Here is a 19,624-nt window from a genome sequence, read left to right on the forward strand (position 1 = left end):
ACCCCGCCGCTGCGCCTGGGGCCCGTGCGCGCCAGCGAGGATGACCTGTGGCGCATCGTCTCCTTCGACGAATCCAACGACCCCGCCCAGAACCTCACCGCCTCCTTCGAAGCTGCCCTCCAGCAGGTGGATGCCCACCTGGAAGCGCTCATCCGCTCGGACGTCGGGCCGGCGGCGGGCGAAGCGAATGAATTCCTCGTCGAAGCCATCGTCGAGACGACGTTCGAACCCGAAGCAACCTTCGAACCCCTCCCTTCCCCCCGGTTCGCCGCCTTCCCCGGTGACAACGGAGGGGGTTCTGGCCAGACTGATGAATCCGAGCTGTCCGGCGACCTGGACGACTGGGATTTTGACGAGGACGACGTGGCGGCCGAAGACCCCTCCAATCCCGACGAAGCCTCCAAGCTCCGGCGCCAGCGCCTCCTGCGCCGCGCCATGGAGAACATGGGTGCGCTCGGAGGACGCCCGCTCCCGCCCGCCGCTGCTCCCTCCCAGGCCACTGGCGCCGACCCTTCCGCCGCCGCGGCGCCCGTCGCGCCCCCGGAACCCCCCAAGCCCGACGAGGGCCGGCTCGCGCAGCAGATCGAACAGCGTTTCGCGGACATCCAGGCCAAGCGCGACCACTTCCTCGTGCTCGGCGTGCCCCAGGATGCCTCGCGGGACACCGTGAAGGCCGCCTTCCTGAGCCTCGCGAAGATCTACCACCCGGACCGGCTGCCCCCGTCGCTGCCCCACCTGGCGCAGAAGATCACCTCCGTCTTCGAGTCCATCCGCGAGGCCTACGAGGTCCTCCACGACGACACGCGCCGCAACAGCTACCTGCAGTCGCTGCAGGGCGCCCAGGCCGCGCCCAAGCCTCCGTCGCAGCAGGCGACCCCGGGCCGCCCCGCCGCCCGGGGCTCGGCGAACGCGGAGGACCTCTTCAAGATGGCGGAGGTCTACTTCCGCAAGCGCGACTTCGTCGCCGCCAACGAGCACTACGAGCGCGCGCACACGCTGGACCCCAAGCCCCTGTACCTGGCCGCCCGCGCGTGGGCCATCTACATGGACCCCAGCCGCAAGGCCGACATGGCCCGCGCCAAACAGTGGATGGCGGATGCGGTGCGCGCGGACCCGAACTGTGATCGCGCCCACTACCAACTGGGCGTCATCGCCCGGGTGGAGAACGACATGGACCGCGCCGAGCGCCACTTCCGCGAGGCGGTGCGCGCCAACCCCAAGCACCTGGAAGCGAACCAGGAGCTGCGGCTCATCGACATGCGCAAGAAGAACCCCCCCAAGAAGGGCCTCTTCCGCTGACCTGCCTGTCCTCCAGGGAGGGAACCGGACGGTTTTCCGGACAGTCCCGCCCATTGACACACCTGGAAAGCGGGCCCGATGCTTGCCCCCACGGGGCGCATCCGCTGGATCCGCTGCCCCTCCCGTTTTGAAAGGCATGCAACGTGGCCAAGCAGCACCTGCTCCTGGTCGATGGTGACGCGAAGAGCCTGCGTGTGATGGAGGTCAGCCTGAAGAAGGCGGGCTTCTCCGTCACCACGGCGATCCACGGCAAGGATGCGCTGGAGAAGGTCCAGATCAGCCCTCCGGATCTCGTGCTGGCCGACACGAAGATGCCGGAGATGGACGGCTTCGAGCTCTGCAAGACGCTCAAGTCCGACGAGCGCTTCAAGTCCATCCCGTTCGTCTTCCTGACGAACCAGAAGTCGGTCGAGTTCAAGGTGCGCGGCCTTGAGCTGGGCAGCGACGACTACCTGACGAAGCCGATCTACATCAAAGAGATCGTCGCCCGCGTGAAGATGATCCTTCAGAAGGCCGAGAAGGAACGCATCGAGAAGCGCGAGACGACCAAGGGCGGCTTCGCGGGCAGCCTCGCCGACATGGGCGTCGTGGACCTGGTCCAGACCTTCGAAATCGGCCGCAAGACGGGCGTCATCGCCATCCAGGGCGAGAGAACCGGCACCGTCTACTTCAAGGAAGGCCGCGTCGTGGACGCGGAGCTGGGCCGGCTCAAGGGCGAGAACGCCTTCTACCGCCTGCTCAACACGTTCGAAGGCCAGTTCGACGTGCAGTTCACCACGTTGGACCGGCCCGAACGCATCGAGGTCTCCACGCAGGGCCTGCTCATGGAGGGCATGCGCCGGCTCGACGAGTGGGGCCGGATGCTCGAGCAGCTTCCGCCGCTGGAGACGGTCTTCGAGATCGACTACCACCAACTGGCGGACCGCCTGTCGGAGATCCCCGACGAGGTGAACGGCCTGCTGCGCCTGTTCGACGGCAAGCGTGCGCTGTCGCGCGTGGTGGAGGACTCGGACTTCGAGGACCTGGCCGCGCTGGGCATCATCAGCAAGCTGTACTTCGAGGGGCTGATCCGCGAGCTGGGCAACGCGCCGCTGGAGCCCGTGCAGAGCAGCAAGCCCGGCATCGAGCAGTGGCTGAACGCCGCCCCGCCCATCCCGGTGGAACTCGCGCCCGCGCCCGTGGAGGCCGCCCCCGCGCCCGTGGAGGACGTGGCCCCGGAGCCGGAGCCCGCTCCCGTGGCGGAGGCCGCGCCCGTGGAGGACGTGGCGCCCGAGCCGGAACCCGTGCCCGTGGAGGAGATCACCCCCGTCGCGGAGGTGGCGTCCACCACGCCGGCCCCGGTGCAGCCCGCGCAGGTGATCCTCTTCCCGCCGCGTTCCCGTCCTGGTGAAGGCCAGCCCCCCGCGTTCGGACAAGAGGCCGCGGAGCCCGTCGCCCCGCCGCTGTCGCAGGAGGGCTCCTCCTTCCTCGTGGAGCCGCCCCCGGCGCACCGCGCGGTGGATCACGCGCGGCGCAGCCTGCTGCTCGACTGGGGCCGGGTGGACACGGAGGGCCTGAGCGCTTCCAGCACCTGGGGGCCCGGCTCCGTCTGGTCGCCCGCGCCCCGCGCGCCCATGTCGCCGCAGGGGCCCGCCGTCGCCGCGGCGCCGGTGCAGAACGCCGTGGAGGCTCCGCCGCTCACGAAGGCGCCCATCTTCGGCGGGGCGGCCATCGCGCCCAGCCCGTTGGCTCACGTGCCTCCGCCGACGCCGGCCCCGCCCTCGGACGAGGTCACGCTGGTCAGCGGCCATGAGTCCTCGCACGGGGATATGTCCCCCCAGGACCTGGAGCCGATGGACGAGGCCTCCGAAGCGGCCCCGCCCCAGCAGCTCGCGCTGCCGCCGTATCCGGGGCACGGCATCGTCCCGCCCCAGGTGGGCCCGGCGAGCCTCAACGTCGAGTTCCCCGCGACGACGCCCTTCGAGAAGCCCGCCTCCGCCAGTGCTCCGGTGGAGCCCGCGATGGTGGAGGAGCTGCCGGTGTCGGAGGCGTCCTTCACGGAGCCCGCTCCCCAGGCTCCCGCCGCCACGCCCGCGCCGGTCACGCCCGCGGTGACGGCCCCGGTCGCCACACCCGCGACTCCGACGCCGACGCCGACGCCGAAGAAGCCGGCGCTCGACGAGGACGACGCGGCGCTACAGGCCGCGCTGAAGCCCAAGCGCACGGGGCTCTATGTCGCGGGAGGCCTGGTCCTCCTGGCGGCGGTGGCCGCGGTGGTGATCTCCCGGGGTTCGGGCACGGAAACGCCCCCGGTGCCCGAGCCGAAGCAGCCCTCGCAGCCGGTGGAGGCGCGCAAGCCTCCGGAAACCCCGAAGCCTCCCGACGTCGTCACGCCGCCGCCCGTGAAGACCGTGGAAGCCCCCGTCGATGCGGGCACGCCTCCTCCCCAGACGGTGGCTGTCGCGGCCGTCCCGGATGCGGGCACGCCTCCTCCCCAGACGGTGGCTGTCGCGGCCATCCCGGACGCGGGCGCGCCCGTGAAGACGGCCACGCCCGAGCCCGCGGCGGTCCCCGATGCGGGCGTCGCGGTGGCGCCCACCGCGCCTCCCGACGCCGCTCCGGCGAAGGTCGCCACCTACGCCGACCTGATCAAGGAAGGCCGCACGGCGATGAGCAGCAAGCGCTGGAAGTCGGCGGTGGGGGCCTACCGCAAGGCGCTCGCGCTCGACGCGAACTCGACGGAGGCCAAGGCCGGCCTGGGCATCTCGCTCGCCAACAACAGCAACGCGAGCGAGGCGGGCTTCCGCGAAGCGGCCAAGCTGCTCCAGGACGTGGTCCGCGAGGAGCCCAAGAACGCGAGGGCCTGGTTCTGGCTGGGCAGCTCGCTGCAGCTCTCCGGACAGGAACCCCGAGCGGCCGAGGCCTATAAGAAGTATCTGTACCTGGAACCGACGGGAAGTTCGGCGGAAGAGGTGCGCGTCCTGCTCAAGGGGATGGGTACCTAGGCGACCGTCCTTCCGCCTTCCCGTCCTCCTGGAGTCGTCGTGCTCGTCCTCGGACTCGAAACCTCGTGCGATGAAACCGCCGCCGCCGTCGTGGAGGACGGCCGGCGCGTGCTGTCGGACGTCGTCTCCACGCAGGTGGACATCCACCGTCGCTGGGGCGGCGTGGTGCCGGAGCTGGCCAGCCGCAACCACATCGTCCAGGTGATGCCCGTGCTCCACGAGGCCCTCACCCGCGCGGGCAAGACGCTGGACGACATCGACCTGCTGGCTGTCACGTCCGGTCCCGGCCTCATCGGCGCGCTGCTCGTGGGGCTCCAGGTGGCCAAGGGCCTGAGCCTCGCCACCGGAAAGCCCTTCGTTGGCGCCAACCACCTGGAAGGGCACCTGCTCGCCATTCGCCTGCTGGAGGACGCGCCGTCGCCGCCGTTCCTCGGGCTGGTGGTGTCCGGCGGCCACACGAGCCTCTACGAGGTGCGCGACTACGGGAACTACCGGCTCATCGGCCGCACGCGCGATGACGCCGCGGGCGAGGCCTACGACAAGACGGCGCGCATCCTCGGCCTGCCGTATCCGGGCGGGCAGCCCATCGACGAGCTGGCGCAGAAGGGCAATCCGGAAGCCATCCGCTTCCCGCGCGCGCTGCCGGGCGACAACTTCGACGTGTCCTTCTCCGGCCTGAAGACGGCGGTGCTGCACCACGTGCAGAAGCACGGCGTGCCGGAGGGCCAGGCGCTCCACGACCTCTGCGCGTCGTTCCAGGAGGCGGTGGCGGACGTGCTGTCGAAGAAGCTCGTCGCCGCGGCGAAGCGGCTGGGTCACACGCAGCTTGTGCTGTGCGGCGGCGTGGCGGCCAATTCGCGGCTGAGGGCCCTGTGCAAGCAGCGCGCGGAGGAGCGGGGGCTGCGCATGTTCCTGCCCCCGGTGCGGCTGTGCACGGACAATGGGGCGATGATCGCCGTCGCGGGGTATGAAGCGTGGCGCCGCGGTCTGCGCGGTGATTTCCGCCTCGCGGCCGACCCCGCCTGGCGCATGGAGTAGGGAAGGGAATCCCCCAAGTGGAATCGCCGCGCGAAATCCTCAAGCGCCACGGCCTGCGCGCCAAGCACAGCTGGGGCCAGAACTTCCTCGGAGACGCGGACGCGCTCCAGTCCATCGCGGACGCGCTGGAGCTGCGCCCCGGTGAGCCCGTGGTGGAGCTGGGGCCGGGCCTGGGCCACCTCACGCGCTTCCTCGCCGCCACGGGCGCGCAGGTGACGGCCGTGGAGCGCGACCGTGACATGGTGGCCGTGCTGGAGAAGGAGGCCATCCCCGGCGTGCGCGTGGTGTCCGGCAACGCCGCCACGGTGGACTTCGCCCAGGTGGCCGGCGCGCCCGAAGTCGCCCTGGTGGGCAACCTGCCGTACCACCTCACCAGCCCCATCCTCTTCCAGGTGCTCGCGCAGCGCGCCCACCTGTCGCGCGCCGTCTTCACCCTCCAGAAGGAGGTCGTGGTGCGCCTGGCCGCCGAGCCCGGCAACCGCGACTACGGCCTGCTCACGGTGCTGCTCGGCCTGCACTTCGACATCGAGCAGGTGCTCACGCTGGAGGCGTGGCGCTTCCATCCGCCCCCGAAGGTGGACTCCGCCGTGCTGCGCCTCACGCGGCTGTCCAAGCCCCGCGCGCCGCTGGTGGACGAGGCGCGCTTCACGCGGCTGGTGAAGGCCGGCTTCGCGCAGCGCCGCAAGACGCTGATCAACTCGCTCAAGTCCGACAAGGGGCTCGCGACGCCAGATGTGATGCTGGCCGCGCTCCAGACGGCGGGCATCGATCCGGGCCGCCGCGCGGAGACGCTGTCGCCCGCGGAGTTCGCCGCCATCGAGCGCGCGCTCGGGCCCGTCACCGCGATGGCGCCACCGCCTCCGGACGCACCCGAATCCGACACGGACTCCGGACCGGACGCGGATTAGGGATTCAGTGCTTCTGGCCCAGCGCGGCCAGGAGCCCACCCTGCTGGGCGAGGAAGGCGCGGAACTCGCCCTCGTCGATGCGCAGGCGCGCGAGCACCGCGCTCAGCACTTCGTCCACGGAGCCCTCCGGGCGGCGCTTCAGTTCGAAGGCCGTCTTCAAGAGGGCCACGCCGTAGAGTGGATCCACGTCCACGGGAGGTGCGGGCGGGGCCGTGGCCGGGCGCTGTGCGGGCGCGGCTTCCTCGTGCGCCTCCAGTTCCACCACCGCCGTCTTCACCCGCTGCCTGCCGCGCATCTGGCCGAACACTCCCGTGGTTCTCGTGCGTGTTGGCGGGCACCGTAGGGGATGGCCCGGGGGCAGTGCAAGGCCGGGATGGGCCGGCGAAAATTGCCGGATGCACGGGGGCATGGTTGTGTTATCCGCCCCCCGCGCGCATGCGTCGCATGCGTTGTCACCGGGGGCGGAGGCCTCGGGCCGATGGACCACCGCTACATCGTCGTCGAAGGGCCCATCGGCGTGGGCAAGACGAGCCTCGCCAACCTCCTCACGGAGCGCCTGGGCAGCCGTCGCATCCTGGAAGTGGTGGAGGAGAACCCCTTCCTCTCCAGCTTCTACGCGGACCGTCAGAAGTTCGCGTTCCAGACGCAGGTGTTCTTCCTGCTGTCGCGCTTCCGTCAGCAGCAGGAGCTCTTCCAGCAGGACCTGTTCCGCTCCGTCACGGTCAGCGACTACCTGTTCGCCAAGGACCGTATCTTCGCCAACCTCACGCTGGCGTCGGACGAGCTGGCCCTCTACGACCGCGTCTTCGAGGCGCTCGGGCCCCGCGTCACCCGGCCCGACCTGGTCATCTACCTCCAGGCGCAGTTGGATGTGCTCCTGCACCGCATCAAGAAGCGCGGCCGTGAGTTCGAGCGCAAGTTCGACGCGGGCTACCTGGAGTCGCTGACGCACGCCTACAACGACTTCTTCTCCCACTACACGGACACGCCGCTGCTCATCGTGAACACCTCGGAGATCGACTTCGTGCACAACGAAGCCGACCGCGAGGAGTTGATGAACGCCATCCAGTCCGCGAAGCCCGGCGTGCAGCACTACGTGCCGAAGGCGTCCCGGCGGCCCTGACGCCGCCCGCCTGCCTGGCTGTTCGTATCGCGGTGATCCCCCACGAAGCCTCGGGGGGCGTTAGAGTGCACCTTCGTGGAACCCTGGCCTCCGGCGATCCCCCTGGGGACGGCGAGGGGCCTGACGTTCCACGAGGCTGTCCCACCCGTCTCCACAGGAGGTGAACCGTGAAGGACAAGGTCACCATCCATACGCTGAAGCGCCTGAAGCAGTCCGGTCAGAAGATCTGCATGGTCACCGCCTACGACGCGACGTTCGCGCGCATCCTCGACGAGGGTGGGGCGGACGTCCTCCTGGTCGGTGACTCGTTGGGCATGGTCATCCAGGGGCAGGACTCCACGCTCCCGGTGACGATGGACCAGATGGTCTACCACTCGGCGGCGGTGAGCCGGGGCGCGAAACGGGCGCACGTCGTGGGCGATCTGCCCTTCATGAGCTACCAGGTGTCGCCGCAGGATGCGGTGCGCAACGCCGGCAGGCTCGTGGCCGAAGGCAACGTGGGCAGCGTGAAGCTGGAGGGCGGCGCGGAGTTCGCCGACACCGTGCGCGCCATCGTTCGCGCCAGCATCCCCGTCATGGGCCACCTGGGGCTGACGCCGCAGTCGGTGCACAAGATGGGCGGCTACGTGGTGCAGGGCCGGGATGAAGATGCCGCGCGCCGCATGCTGGACGACGCGCTGGCGCTGGAGGAGGCCGGGGCGTACGCGCTGGTGCTGGAGGGCGTGCCGCTGGAGCTGGCGCGCACCATCACGCAGAGCCTGAAGATTCCGACCATCGGCATCGGCGCGGGCAAGCACTGCGATGGACAGGTGCTGGTCTGCTACGACCTGCTGGGCATGAACCCGGACTTCAAGCCGAAGTTCGTCAAGCGCTTCGCCAACCTGCACGGCAACATCACGGAAGCGGCGGGCACGTTCTTCTCGGAGGTCCGCGCGGGCACGTTCCCCGACGAGGACCACAGCTTCAAGGCGAACAAGAACGTCCGCCTCGTGGCCGCGACGCCCGTGGGCCCGGAAGTGGATGCGCCCGTCGAGGGCGCGGAGAAGGTCGGCGCCATCTACGGGGCTCCGGTCTAGCCATGGCCCCTCGCGTCCTGCGCACCGTGCCGGAAGTGAAGGCCTGGGTGGCCACCCTCCAGAAGGAGGGCCGTCGCCTGGCGCTCGTGCCCACCATGGGCTTCCTCCATGAGGGCCACGTCTCGCTCATGAGGGAGGGCGGCCGGCGCGCGGACGTGGTGGCCGCTTCCATCTTCGTGAACCCCACGCAGTTCGGTCCCCGCGAGGACCTCGCGCGCTACCCGCGCGACTTCGAGGGAGACCTGGGCCGCTGCGCGAGCGCGGGCGTGGAGGCCGTGTTCGCGCCCGAGCCCGCCGCCATGTATCCGCCCGGCTACCAGACCTACGTGGACGTCACCGACGTCAGCCAGGGGCTGTGCGGCGAGCGGCGTCCCGGACACTTCCGGGGCGTCGCCACCATCGTCACGCAGCTCTTGTCGCTGTTCCGGCCCGCGGTGGCCCTGTTCGGTGAGAAGGACTACCAGCAGCTCCAGGTCATCCGGGCGCTCAACCGCGACCTGCACCTGGGGGCGGACATCGTGGGCATGCCCACGGTGCGCGAAGCGGACGGGCTGGCGATGAGCAGCCGCAATGCCTACCTGTCCGCCGACGAGCGCCAGCGGGCGCTCGCCCTGTCGAAGGGCCAGCGGGCGGCCCAGGCCCTGCTGGCCTCGGGTACGCGGGACACGGGCGCGCTGGTGGACGCTGTGCGCCGCGAGCTGAAGGCGGCGGACCTGCGCGAGGACTATGTGGAGGTGCGGGACGCGGAAACGCTCTCGCCCCTCGGGACGGTGGCGCCGGGCCAGACGGCGCGCGTGCTGGTGGCGGCCTTCTGTGGCGCCACACGGCTCATCGACAACATGCCCCTGGGCGGTTAGGAGACTCGGGACACGTTATGGCCGGAAAGTCGAAGGGTGTGGGTGCGGAGCCGGGGGTGAAGGTCATTGCCGAGAACCGGCGTGCGCGCTTCGACTACACGGTGGACGACACGATCGAAGCGGGACTGTCGCTCACCGGGAGCGAGGTGAAGTCTTTGCGGGATGGAATCGCCAACCTGTCGGACGCCTATGCGCTGCAGAAGGGCACGGAGCTGTTCCTGCTCAATGCACACATCGGCTCCTACAAGGCGGCGAGCGTGTTCGACCACCTCCCCACCCGGGGCCGGAAGCTGCTGATGCACCGGACGGAAATCGACCGCTGGACGGCGAAGGTTCGCGAGCGCGGTTACTCCATCATCCCGCTCGTGCTGTACTTCAGGAAGGGACGGGCCAAGGTGGAACTGGCACTGTGCCGCGGCAAGACGCACGAAGATCGCCGTCACGACATCAAGGAACGGGAGACGAAGCGGGAGATGGACCGGGAAGTGCGCCGTCGTTGATGGGCGCGCCCGAATTTCCCCCGCCGGACAGGCTGGAATGGACAAGAAGGTTTCCGACAAGAAGGAGCGGCTCTTGGCCGCGCTGGATCAGGGGATGGTGATGATCCACCTGGACGCGCGCCGCCCCGGCGTGCTCGTCCCCGCCAGCCTCCGAGGCGAAGCGCACCTGCGCCTCAACCTCTCCTACCGCTTCGAGCCGCCCGACCTCACGGTGGGCGAGTGGGGCGTGCGCTCCACGTTGAGCTTCTCCGGTTCGCGCTTCACGGTGGCGGTGCCCTGGTCGGCGCTGTTCGCCATCGCCAGCCACGTGACGAAGGAGTTCTGGATGTACCCGGAGGAGATGCCGCCGGAGCTGCTTCAGCAGCCGCCCGTGGCGTCCGCCTCCGTCGCGCGTCCGCCGCAGCCCGCGCCGGTGCCCATGCCCGTCGCCGCGGAGCGGCCCCGCACCTTCCTTCGGGAGGTGCAGAGCGACCACTCCGACGAGCCGGAGCTGCGTCCTGAAGTCGCGGCCGCACCTCCGCCCGAGGGCAGCCCGCCCGAGGAGCCGCAGCCCCCGCGTCGCGGCGGTCACCTGCGGCTGGTGAAGTAGGGCCGGCCCCGGAAGGGCGGAACGGCGGACGTCAGCGCAAGAGCTGCGCGTCCACGTCCGCCTTCATGCCGCCCATGAACGAGCCCGTCCACGTGCGGTGTCCCCGGAGCTTGAGCTGCACGGGGATGGAGCGCGCCGGGTAGGCGTTGTCCATCACCAGCGGCGTCACGCCCATGTCCACGCCGTCCACCGTCACGCGCGCTCCGGAAGGCTCGCTGCGGATGGTGAGGGCAGGCGTCTGGCCGCCGCGCAGGGCGTTCATCACCTGGGCCTCATAGCGCGGCCACAGGAACACCACGCCCCCCGCGAGCACCGTGGCGACGGTGAACAACGCCACCGCGAGTCCCCACCGTCCACGCCTGCGGGGAAGGGCGGAGACGGGGGGCTCCAGCTCCCACGACGTGCCTTCCGGCCGGGGAGCGCGCTCCTCCAGTTCCAGGTCCCCCGAGCCCGCCTGCTGGATGCTGGGGCGATTCCTGGGAGCCGCCTCGTCGATGTCCGCGAGCGACTGCGCGGCAAAGGACGGCGCTGCGTTGTCCACGCGGGGGCTGGAGGAAGCGCCCGACGCGGAGGCTCCACCACCTGAAGGTGAGCCCCGGGGCGCACCGCCGGAGGTGACGCCGAGGGAAGGGCGTCCAGCGGAAGCCACTGCACCCGGTGTCATCCGGCCCTGCGAGCCGCCTCCAGGCACGCCATGACCCGAAGCGTCTCCGCCAGACGAAGCCGAGACATTGGGAGGTGACGCCCGCGACGCTGCTGAACGTCCATGCGCGGAAGGAATGCCCACGGAGGTCGGAGTCTCGGTGGCGGAACTCCAGGGCGATGAAGCGGGCCCCTGCGTGCACGCCTCACATGGAGAATCGGACGAAGCCAGGGCCGAACCGCACAGCGCGCAGGCATGGACCACCTCGCCCGAAGCGGACAGCGCCACGCCGCCGGGGCTCGGGCTCCAGGGCTCCTCTTCTTCTCCGCTCACGGGCACGGACGCCGGCCCCGCTGCCTTCCACGGCGCTCCGCCCGAGCCGAAAGCCGCCGTCCCCGAGCCACCCTTCGGAGCCACGCCCTCGCGATGCCCGACGGGCGCCGCGAGCGGCCCGGGAGAGGCCTCCGCACCCTGGCGAGGCGCCGGGGTGGACGTCACGAACGACACGGACGGTGCCTGCGCGCCCTCATGGGCCGCGGCCCGGGCCAGTTCTCCCACGGATGGAGGCAGCCGCACCCCGCGCAGGAACGTGGCCAGGGCGTGCGACGACGCGGGCTCGCCTGTCTGCGCCAGCCACCGCGCGAGCGCCTCGGACACATCCTCCGGTTCCGGAAAACGGCTCGTCGGATCACGCGACAGCATGCGCAGCACCAGCGTGGCCAGCGATGCCGGCACGTCCGGCAACGACGCGGGCGCCCGGTTGAGGATGGAGTACGCCACTGCCACCGGCTCCGCGGCCGGACCGAATGGGTGCTGCCCGGCGAGCAGCTCCGACAGGATGATCCCCAGTGAGAACTGGTCGCTCAGCGCCGTGGCGGGCTCCCCCTGCAACACCTCCGGCGCGGCATAGGGCACCTTGCCCTTGAAGGCCCCGGGCTCCGTGCGCGAGATGCCCTCCAGCCGCGCGATGCCGAAGTCGGTGACCTTCACCTCGCCTTCACGGGACACCAGCAGGTTGGACGGGGAAACATCCCGGTGCGCGGTCATCACCGGCTGTCCGTCGTGCTGGCGCCGGTACGCGTGCTGGAGCCCCGCCTGGGCCTGGCTCGCGATGAACACGGCCAGGTGCGGCGGGATGCGCAGGCCCTGCCGGTTCACCGCCCGGAGGATGGCGCCCAGGTCCCATCCATCCACCAGCTCCATCACCAGGAAGAGCCCCTCGGAGCCCTCGCCCACGTCGTGCACGGTGACGATGTTCTGGTGCTGCAACAGCATGGACAGCCGCGCCTCCGCGACGAACATGCTCGCGATGCCCGGCTCGCGCGCCAGGTGCGGCAGCACGCGCTTGATGGCCACGGTGCGCTCGAAGCCCTCCGCGCCCTTCGCCACCCCCAGGAACAGCTCCGCCATGCCTCCCGTGGCCAGCGGTTGCAGCAGCCGATAGCGCGAAGTCACGAAGTGCTCCAGGAGGCTGAAGGCTTCAGCCCTGCGACTGGGTGATGTCGCGCAGGTGCTTCCACGGGTAGATGCCGGTGTTGTGCTGGTCGCTGAAGACGAACGCGAGCGCGTAGTTGCCCACCGGTTGCATCTGCAACACGCGCAGGTTCGCGGGCACCTGCGCGGGATCCAACGTGCGCTTCGCCGTCCATTCGTCCACGCACGCAGCGCACGGGCACTGCTGGCGCAGCACCTGCGCGGTGGCGGTCGTCGTCACGCCGTCATCCCACGTCAGCGTCAGGGCCTCACCGTCGGCGGACAGCTTGGCGTCCGTCGCGCTGATGGGCTTGGCCGCGGGCTTGATGCGGTCCCAGAAGTTGCTCACTGATCCACCTTCCAGAGTCTTGGGCAGGAAGCTCCCTCCCTACCATCCTTCCGGCGGGGTGGGGGGCCCGCCGCGCGCCATGCGAGACGGGTGTGGGCGGGAAGCGCTCAGGACGCCAGCTTGACCGGCTGCCGGTGGCCTTCCACCCGCACGCCCCGCTGGGCGAGCACCGCGCGCAGGGCCAGCACCACCTTGGGGTCCAACTGCGCGCCGCTCAGGTTGTCCAGGATCTCCATCGCCTTCTCCAGCGGCATGGCCTTCTGGTACGGGCGCGTGGAGGTGCACGCATCGAAGGTGTCCGCGCACGCCACGATGCGCGCCAGCAGCGGGATGGACTCACCCTTGAGCTTGTCCGGGTAGCCCGTGCCGTCCCAGCGCTCGTGGTGGTGGCGCACGCACGCGCGCACCGGGCCCAGGAACGTCACCGGCCCGATGATGGCGTCGCCGATGGCGGGGTGCTCGCGCATCGTGGCCATCTCCTGATCCGTCAGCCGGGACTGCTTGGTGAGGATGCTCTCCACGATGCCAATCTTCCCGATGTCGTGGAGGATGCCTCCATACTGGAGCTGACGAAGCTCGCGCTCGGTGAGCTTCATCTCCTTGCCGATCTCCACCGCCACGTCGCCCACCCGCTGGCTGTGGCCGCGCGTGTACGCGTCCTTGGAGTCGATGGAGTTGGCCAGCGCGACGATGGTCTCCAGGTAGCCCTTCTCCAGGCTCTCGTAGAGGCCGCGCGTCTCCATGTCGTACGCGAGCAGTTGCTTGCTCATGTAGTTGAACGTCTGGGCCAGCTCCCCCAGCTCGTTCTTCTGGCGCAGGTTCACCTCCACGCCGAACTTGCCGCGCGCCAGTTCCATCGACGTCGCCATGAAGGTCTTCAAGGGCTGCGTCAGGTTGCGGGAGAAGATGGCCGCCAGCACCAGCGCGACCAGGATGGCACCGCCCAGGCCCGCCAGGATGCGCCGCTCCATCGTTTCCACCTGCCGGTACGCGTGCTCCACCGGCTGCTCGGACACGATGGCCCAGCCCGCTTCCGGCAACACGGAGTACGCCGCCACCACCGCGTCGCGTCCCTCGCCGAAGTTGCCCACGTGGAACAGCTCCGTGTCGGGCGAGCCATCACGCTGCTTGATCAGATGCGCCAGCGGCGTCCGCTTCGACACGTCCTCGCCCACCGCGCCCAGGTCTCCGCCGCCAGTGATGAGCCGTCCGTGCCGGTCCGCCAGGTACGCGAACCCCGTGCTGCCCACGCGCTCCTGCGCCAGCATCTGCCGCAGGCCCGCGAGCGTCAGGTCCGCCGCCATGTAGCCCTGCACCGGGTCGCCCACGGGGAAGGCCAGCGTCACCACCGGCCCGCCGCCGCCCGGGGACGCCACCACGTCCGAATAGCGCACCCCGGTGAGCCCCGCGTCGAGCAGGGCCCGGGCGCGCTCCTCGTGTTCGGCCACCGCGCTGGGGGCCATGTCATGCACCGCGAAGGCCTGCAGGCCCGGCTGCCGCTGCTTGTCCGCGCCGAACACGGTGAGCGCCAGCACCTCCTGGCGCTGGTTGAGCACCGCGGCGATGTGCGAGCGCTGCGTGTCGCGCGGCAGGGTGAAGAAGCCGCCCGGCACGCTGGACAGCCCCACCACCATCTCCGTGGGGTCCTCCAGGAAGCGCTCGGCCTTGAGCCGCAGTTGCTTCACGCGCTCCTGCGCCAGCTCCTGCGCATCGCGGATGAGCAGCTCGCGCGTATGCGACACCGACAACCAGCCCACCATCACCGTGGGGATGATGCTGACCACGAGCATCAGCAGGAGGATGGCTTTGAAAAGACGCACGGCGGTCGCTCCTCACCGACTGGCTACTTCTGCCAGCCGTCCTTCACCTTGATGTTGAGTTCGAGCGCATCCGCGGCCAGCTCGAAACGCCGTGCCGGGGAAGGGACGGACCGGCCCTGTCCCGGGCTCACCGCTGTCACCGTCCAGCGGTAACGGCCCGCTGGCAGCGCCGGCAACGCCCATTTCCGGGCATCCAGCACCTCGCGCACGGGCAGGGGCAGGGGGCCCGCCTCCACCGTCTCCGCGATGACCTCCACCTCGTACCGCGTGGCGCCCTCCACCGCGGCCCACGACAGCGTCACCGGCCCCAGCAGCCCCCCGGCCGACGGCTTCAGCGTGAAGCGGTACTTGTCCGTGGGCTGCACCGGCTGGGGCGCGGAGGGCGGCTCCGGCAGGACGGTGCCCTGCTGCACGCGCACGGACTCGCCCCTCGCGAGGATGCGGGTGGCGTGCTGGGCCTCCACCGTGACGGGCGGTCCCTGGCGGTGGGTGACGGTGGTGGTGCCACCATCCTTGCCCACCTCCACCGTGAAGAGGGACGGCTGGGGCGGGTTGAGCAGCGCCCAGGCCTCGTCCGCCTTGTGCAGCGCGTCCGCGTAGCGCGCCTGCTGGAAGTGCGCCTCGGCGTCCTTCAACCGGCCTTCCGCCTCGCGGCGACGCGCATCCTCCGGGGCGGCCTTCACCGCCGCGCGTGACATCTCCAGCGCCTTGAGCGCCGTCTGCGGCTCCGCGCCCGGTGCCTTCGTCGCGGTCCCCGAACCCCCGCTGCCGCGAAGGGCGGGGGGCTCCGCAGGTTCGCGTCCCACCACCGCCGGGGCCGACGGCACCGCGGACAGCCCCATCCATGCGCTGAGCCAGAGGGCGGCCTTCATTGGAACTCGATCTTCCTGCCAGCCCGAACCGTGGCGGATGGCGTGGTGACGGACAAGGACTGCGTGGCCGGCTTCTCCAGCGTGGCATCCACCCGTCCCCGAAGGACGGTGACATCCGTGCGCAGCTTGCTCTCCGCGATTCCCACCAGGGAATCGCCCCCCAGGTGCACCGTGCTGCCGTTGGCGAACACCACCTGGGCACTGGCCCCGGACTCGGTGCGCACCTTGTCGTTCTCGTACAGGGGCAGCTCGTTCCGGGCGGCGCTCCATTCGTCGGCGATCGCGCGTTTGATCTGCACATCCCCCGTCAAATCCCTCAGGTGCGCGCGCGGCACCGGGGGCGGAAGGGGCGCTTCCGTGGGCCCACGCGGCTTCTCATCGGCCGTGCAGCCGGGAGGGAGGGCCGCGAGTGCGACCACGAGCAACAGGGGAGGCCAGCGTCTTCCGTTCACCACCGTGGGACGGGAGTCTAACCGCAAAGCGTCCCCGGAAAGAGGAGGCGCTGGACGTTCCCGCCTAGTCCAGCCGCCGGTGCGCCAGGCATGGAAGATTGCGCCGGATGCGCGCTTGCAGCTCCGGGTCCACCGGCGCCACCGCCAGCCCCTCGCCCTCGGAGGCCCGCGCCGTGACGAGCCCCCACGGGTCCACCACCATCGCGTGCCCGTACGTCAGCCGCTGGGCGGAGTGCCGCCCGCCCTGGGCCGGGGCCAGCACGTACGCCTGGTTCTCGATCGCCCGGGCGCGCAACAGCACCTCCCAGTGGTCCTTGCCCGTCATCATCGTGAAGGCCGCCGGCACCGCCAGCAGGGTCGCCCCGTCCTTCGACAGCCGGCGGTACAGCTCCGGGAAGCGCAGGTCGTAGCAGACGCTCAGCCCCAGCCGTCCCACCTCCGTGTCCGCCGCCACCACCTGCGTCCCCGGCGCCACCGCCGCGGACTCCTGATAGGTGGCACCATCCCCCACATCCACGTCGAACAGGTGCATCTTCCGGTACACCGCGAGCCGCGCGCCGTCCGGTCCGAACAGGACGCTGGTGTTGTAGAGCCGGCCGCCGGGCGCGCCCTCCTCCAGGATGGAGCCAGCGAGCAGGGTGAGCTTCGTCTCCCGGGCCAGCTCCGCCATCCGGCTGAGCGTGGGGCCATCCAGGGCTTCGGCGGCACTGGCGCGTTCGGGCTCCGGGCCCATCCAGGAGAAGTTCTCGGGCAGGCCCACCAGGCGGGCTCCCAGGCCAGCGGCCTGACGCACGAGGCGGGCAGCCACATCCAGGTTGTGGCCCTTGTCCGCGGTGGACACCATCTGGGCGGCGGCGATGAGGTGCATGGCGGCTGTTATAACGCCGCCAGGGGGCTCGCGAACCCCTGGGAATCCTTCAATCCAGGGCCGCGTTGATCAGGAAGCTCGGGGTGTGTCCTTCCTTTACACCCCGAGGGGGCGTGTGTTACGGACGCCCCGACATTTTTCGACGCACGACATCGAAAAGTGGGCCGCCGTGCCCGCTTTTCGCGTTTTTGGAGACCTGCATCCCGGTATGGAGTCGAAGAACATCAAACAGACGGTGGAGGAGAAGGCGGCGACGCTGCTCGACCCCATCGTGGCGAACGAAGGCCTGGAGCTGGTGGACCTGGAGTACGTCCGCGAGCGTGAGGGCTGGGTATTGCGGTTGTTCATCGACAAGCCAGGTGGCCGGGTGGGTCTGGAAGAGTGCTCCCAGGCGTCGCGCGCCGTGGAACTGGTGCTCGACGTGGAGGACTTCATCCCCCAGGAATACAACCTGGAGGTTTCCAGCCCCGGAGTGGACCGGCCGTTGAAGAAGCCGGCGCACTTCGAGCGGGTGAAGGGGCAGAAGGTCAAGGTGAAGACCTTCGGTCCGTTGGGCGATCCTCCGCGAAAGAACTTCGCCGGAACGCTCACCGACGTGGCGGCCGACGCCATTTCCGTGGACGTGGAAGGGGGCGGCAACTTCCGCATCCCCTTCAAGGACATCGCCAAGGCCAATCTGGAGTTCGAGTTCTAGTTGTCGACATACAGGGGACCCTGATCGCGCCAGGGCCGCCCGTGGACCCATTTTAGGAGAACGTCATGGCAACCCCAGCCAACCCGGCCGTCAATCTCAACCTCGTTCTGGACCAGGTCGCCAAGGACAAGGGCATCGAGCGGGCTGTGCTCATCGCGACCCTCGAGGACGCGATGAAGACCGCGGCCAAGAAGCACTTTGGCCAGGAGCGCAACCTCGAAGCCAAGTACGACCCGGACAAGGGCGTGGTGGAGCTGTTCCAGGCCATCACCGTCGTCGAGCAGATCGTCGACCCCATCCAGGCGGTCAACCAGATCGCCATGGAAGAGGCCCACAAGAAGGGCATGGAGGTCGAAGCGGACGACGAGCTCGTCTTCCAGATCTTCTACCGTGACGAGGACGCCGCGGAGGCCAAGGCCCAGGACGACCAGTACGGGGACATCCTCCGGCTGAAGACCTTCCGCCGCGGCTTCGGCCGCATCGCGGCCCAGACGGCCAAGCAGGTCATCCTCCAGCGCACGCGGGACGCCGAGCGCGAGAACGTCTTCAACGAGTACCGCGACCGCAAGAACGAGATCGTGACGGGCATCGCCCGCCGGTTCGAGCGCGGCAACATCGTGGTGGACCTGGGCCGCGCGGAAGCCGTGCTGCCCGTGCGCGAGCAGGTCCCGCGTGAGACCTACCGCCCGGGCGACCGTGTCCAGGCCTACGTGCTGGACGTGCTTCGCGAGTCCAAGGGCCCGCAGATCGTCCTGTCGCGCGCGTCCGTCAACCTGCTCACCAAGCTCTTCGAGATGGAGGTGCCGGAGATCGCCGAAGGCATCGTCGTCATCGAGGCGGCGGCCCGCGAGCCCGGTGGCCGCGCGAAGATCGCCGTGTCCAGCCGTGACTCGGACGTGGACCCGGTGGGCGCGTGCGTCGGCATGAAGGGCAGCCGCGTGCAGGCGGTGGTGCAGGAGCTTCGCGGGGAGAAGATCGACATCGTCCCCTACGACGAGGACCCGGCCCGCTTCGTGTGCTCGGCCCTGGCCCCGGCGGAGGTCAGCCGCGTCATCATCGACGAGGCCAACCACGCCATGGAGCTCATCGTCCCGGACGACCAGCTCTCGCTCGCCATCGGTCGGCGCGGGCAGAACGTGCGCCTGGCCGCCCAGCTCACCGGCTGGAAGCTGGACATCAACAGCGAGAGCCGCGTGCGTGAGATGCGCGAGTTCGCGAGCCGCTCGCTGGGCGCGCTGCCGGGCGTCAACGAGATGCTGGTGGAGACGCTCTACGCGCACGGCTTCCGGCAGGCGCGGGACGTGGCGGACGCGAACGCGGAGATGCTGGCGCAGATCCCCGGCATCGACCCCGCCCGCATCCCCTCCATGCAGGAGGAGGCGCGCAAGCGCATGGTCGAGGACCAGCAGGAACTGTCGCGCATGGACCACGAGCGCGAGCAGGCCCGGCTGGCCGAGGCCCGTCGCCACCCGGACGAGCTGTCCCAGCCGGAGCGCATGGCGCGCGTGCGCGGCGTCGGCGAGAAGACCATCGAGCAGCTCATCCTCGCCGGCTACCGCACGGTGGAGGACATCGCGAACGAGAAGGACCTCACCCGCCTGGGCGACGTGCCAGGGGTGGGCATCAAGAAGGCCCGCCAGCTCAAGAGCGCGGCCGAGAACTACCTTGTGGAAGAGGCCAAGCTCCGCGCCGAACTGAACGCGGAGAGGAGCCTGCTGGCATCGGCCGGCGGCTCGGAGGGCGCGGAAGCGGCCAAGGCACCGTAAGCTCACGGGGGACGGGGAGATGCGCCGCGCAACGAAACGGCCTGGGATACATCCGATTGAAATCACGACGTCAGGTCCCGTCCGGACCTGCGTCGGGTGCGGTTCGCGCAAGGCACAGGCGGAACTCACCCGGTTCGTGGTAGGTCCCCAGGGCGGCGTGGTGGCGGACAGGCGGCGGAGGCTGCCAGGGCGGGGGGCGTACCTGTGCGGTGCCGGTTGTTTGACGGCAGCGCTCAAGCGTAAGGCGCTGGGCAGGGCCTTCCGAGGCAAGGCGGGGCAGGTTGACCCGTTGCAGCTCGGACAGGCTTGGGAG

Annotated in this window: 19 protein-coding genes; 12 read left to right on the plus strand and 7 right to left on the minus strand. The window is 70.1% G+C overall.

The features are described from left to right. The 4 genes from D7V88_RS23955 to rsmA form a co-directional block, all read left to right on the plus strand. Nucleotides 1-1,299, plus strand: a 1,299-nt coding sequence (locus D7V88_RS23955) for a J domain-containing protein (protein WP_147448840.1), incomplete at its 5' end; no start/stop codon positions are given. A 143-nt stretch (nt 1,300-1,442) separates the two neighbouring features. Further along, complete coding sequence (locus D7V88_RS23960; RefSeq protein ID WP_120542970.1) at nt 1,443-4,283, plus strand: response regulator; 2,841 nt, start codon at nt 1,443-1,445, stop codon at nt 4,281-4,283. Between the two features lie 39 nt (nt 4,284-4,322). Continuing rightward, on the plus strand, nt 4,323-5,321 hold the full coding sequence (tsaD, locus tag D7V88_RS23965; protein ID WP_120542971.1) for a tRNA (adenosine(37)-N6)-threonylcarbamoyltransferase complex transferase subunit TsaD: 999 nt from the start codon (nt 4,323-4,325) through the stop codon (nt 5,319-5,321). A gap of 17 nt (nt 5,322-5,338) precedes the next feature. Beyond that, complete coding sequence (rsmA, locus tag D7V88_RS23970; protein ID WP_120542972.1) at nt 5,339-6,229, plus strand: 16S rRNA (adenine(1518)-N(6)/adenine(1519)-N(6))-dimethyltransferase RsmA; 891 nt, start codon at nt 5,339-5,341, stop codon at nt 6,227-6,229. A 4-nt stretch (nt 6,230-6,233) separates the two neighbouring features. On the opposite strand, the gene D7V88_RS23975 is transcribed toward rsmA, so the two are convergent. Next, nucleotides 6,234-6,524, minus strand: coding sequence for a hypothetical protein (locus D7V88_RS23975; protein ID WP_120542973.1), 291 nt, complete (start codon nt 6,522-6,524; stop codon nt 6,234-6,236). Between the two features lie 183 nt (nt 6,525-6,707). Here D7V88_RS23975 and D7V88_RS23980 point away from each other — a divergent pair, with 183 nt between their 5' ends. The 5 genes from D7V88_RS23980 (at nt 6,708) to D7V88_RS24000 (ending at nt 10,374) form a co-directional block, all read left to right on the plus strand. After that, nucleotides 6,708-7,352: a deoxynucleoside kinase gene (locus D7V88_RS23980; protein ID WP_120542974.1), complete on the plus strand. Its 645-nt coding sequence runs from the start codon at nt 6,708-6,710 to the stop codon at nt 7,350-7,352. A gap of 167 nt (nt 7,353-7,519) precedes the next feature. After that, on the plus strand, nt 7,520-8,428 hold the full coding sequence (gene panB, locus D7V88_RS23985; protein WP_120542975.1) for a 3-methyl-2-oxobutanoate hydroxymethyltransferase: 909 nt from the start codon (nt 7,520-7,522) through the stop codon (nt 8,426-8,428). A 2-nt stretch (nt 8,429-8,430) separates the two neighbouring features. After that, a complete protein-coding gene (gene panC, locus D7V88_RS23990) occupies nt 8,431-9,285 on the plus strand; it encodes a pantoate--beta-alanine ligase (protein ID WP_120542976.1) in 855 nt (284 codons plus the stop codon). 17 nt (nt 9,286-9,302) lie between these two features. Then, nucleotides 9,303-9,785, plus strand: coding sequence for an SsrA-binding protein SmpB (gene smpB / locus D7V88_RS23995; RefSeq protein ID WP_120542977.1), 483 nt, complete (start codon nt 9,303-9,305; stop codon nt 9,783-9,785). Between the two features lie 37 nt (nt 9,786-9,822). Continuing rightward, a complete protein-coding gene (locus D7V88_RS24000) occupies nt 9,823-10,374 on the plus strand; it encodes a ClpXP protease specificity-enhancing factor SspB (protein ID WP_120542978.1) in 552 nt (183 codons plus the stop codon). Between the two features lie 31 nt (nt 10,375-10,405). Here D7V88_RS24000 and D7V88_RS24005 read toward each other — a convergent pair whose 3' ends face one another. From D7V88_RS24005 to D7V88_RS24030, 6 genes are all read right to left on the minus strand, one after another. Continuing rightward, nucleotides 10,406-12,472 carry a protein kinase domain-containing protein gene (locus D7V88_RS24005; RefSeq protein ID WP_120542979.1) on the minus strand — a complete coding sequence of 689 codons (2,067 nt, stop codon included), beginning with the start codon at nt 12,470-12,472 and terminating at the stop codon, nt 10,406-10,408. A gap of 25 nt (nt 12,473-12,497) precedes the next feature. Continuing rightward, the gene (locus tag D7V88_RS24010; protein WP_120536178.1) at nt 12,498-12,839 is read right to left on the minus strand and encodes a DUF971 domain-containing protein; all 342 of its coding nucleotides are present in this window, start codon (nt 12,837-12,839) and stop codon (nt 12,498-12,500) included. Nucleotides 12,840-12,946: 107 nt separating this feature from the next. Continuing rightward, on the minus strand, nt 12,947-14,659 hold the full coding sequence (locus tag D7V88_RS24015) for an HD domain-containing phosphohydrolase (RefSeq protein ID WP_120542980.1): 1,713 nt from the start codon (nt 14,657-14,659) through the stop codon (nt 12,947-12,949). A 23-nt stretch (nt 14,660-14,682) separates the two neighbouring features. Then, nucleotides 14,683-15,531 carry a peptidoglycan-binding protein LysM gene (locus tag D7V88_RS24020; protein ID WP_120542981.1) on the minus strand — a complete coding sequence of 283 codons (849 nt, stop codon included), beginning with the start codon at nt 15,529-15,531 and terminating at the stop codon, nt 14,683-14,685. Next, nucleotides 15,528-15,959, minus strand: coding sequence for a FecR domain-containing protein (locus D7V88_RS24025; RefSeq protein WP_244238351.1), 432 nt, complete (start codon nt 15,957-15,959; stop codon nt 15,528-15,530). The genes D7V88_RS24020 and D7V88_RS24025 overlap by 4 nt, the downstream gene beginning before the upstream one ends. 88 nt (nt 15,960-16,047) lie before the next feature. Further along, entirely contained in the window at nt 16,048-16,851 is an 804-nt protein-coding gene (locus D7V88_RS24030) for a carbon-nitrogen hydrolase family protein (RefSeq protein ID WP_120542982.1), read from the minus strand. 208 nt (nt 16,852-17,059) lie between these two features. Here D7V88_RS24030 and rimP point away from each other — a divergent pair, with 208 nt between their 5' ends. The 3 genes from rimP to D7V88_RS24045 all read left to right on the plus strand — a co-directional run. Continuing rightward, nucleotides 17,060-17,545 carry a ribosome maturation factor RimP gene (rimP, locus tag D7V88_RS24035; RefSeq protein WP_120542983.1) on the plus strand — a complete coding sequence of 162 codons (486 nt, stop codon included), beginning with the start codon at nt 17,060-17,062 and terminating at the stop codon, nt 17,543-17,545. A 65-nt stretch (nt 17,546-17,610) separates the two neighbouring features. Beyond that, nucleotides 17,611-19,311 carry a transcription termination factor NusA gene (gene nusA, locus D7V88_RS24040; RefSeq protein WP_120536173.1) on the plus strand — a complete coding sequence of 567 codons (1,701 nt, stop codon included), beginning with the start codon at nt 17,611-17,613 and terminating at the stop codon, nt 19,309-19,311. Between the two features lie 19 nt (nt 19,312-19,330). Then, on the plus strand, nt 19,331-19,624 hold a 294-nt coding region (locus tag D7V88_RS24045; protein WP_147448841.1), incomplete at its 3' end, for a YlxR family protein.

Source organism: Corallococcus terminator (genome assembly GCF_003611635.1).
GTDB lineage: Bacteria > Myxococcota > Myxococcia > Myxococcales > Myxococcaceae > Corallococcus > Corallococcus terminator.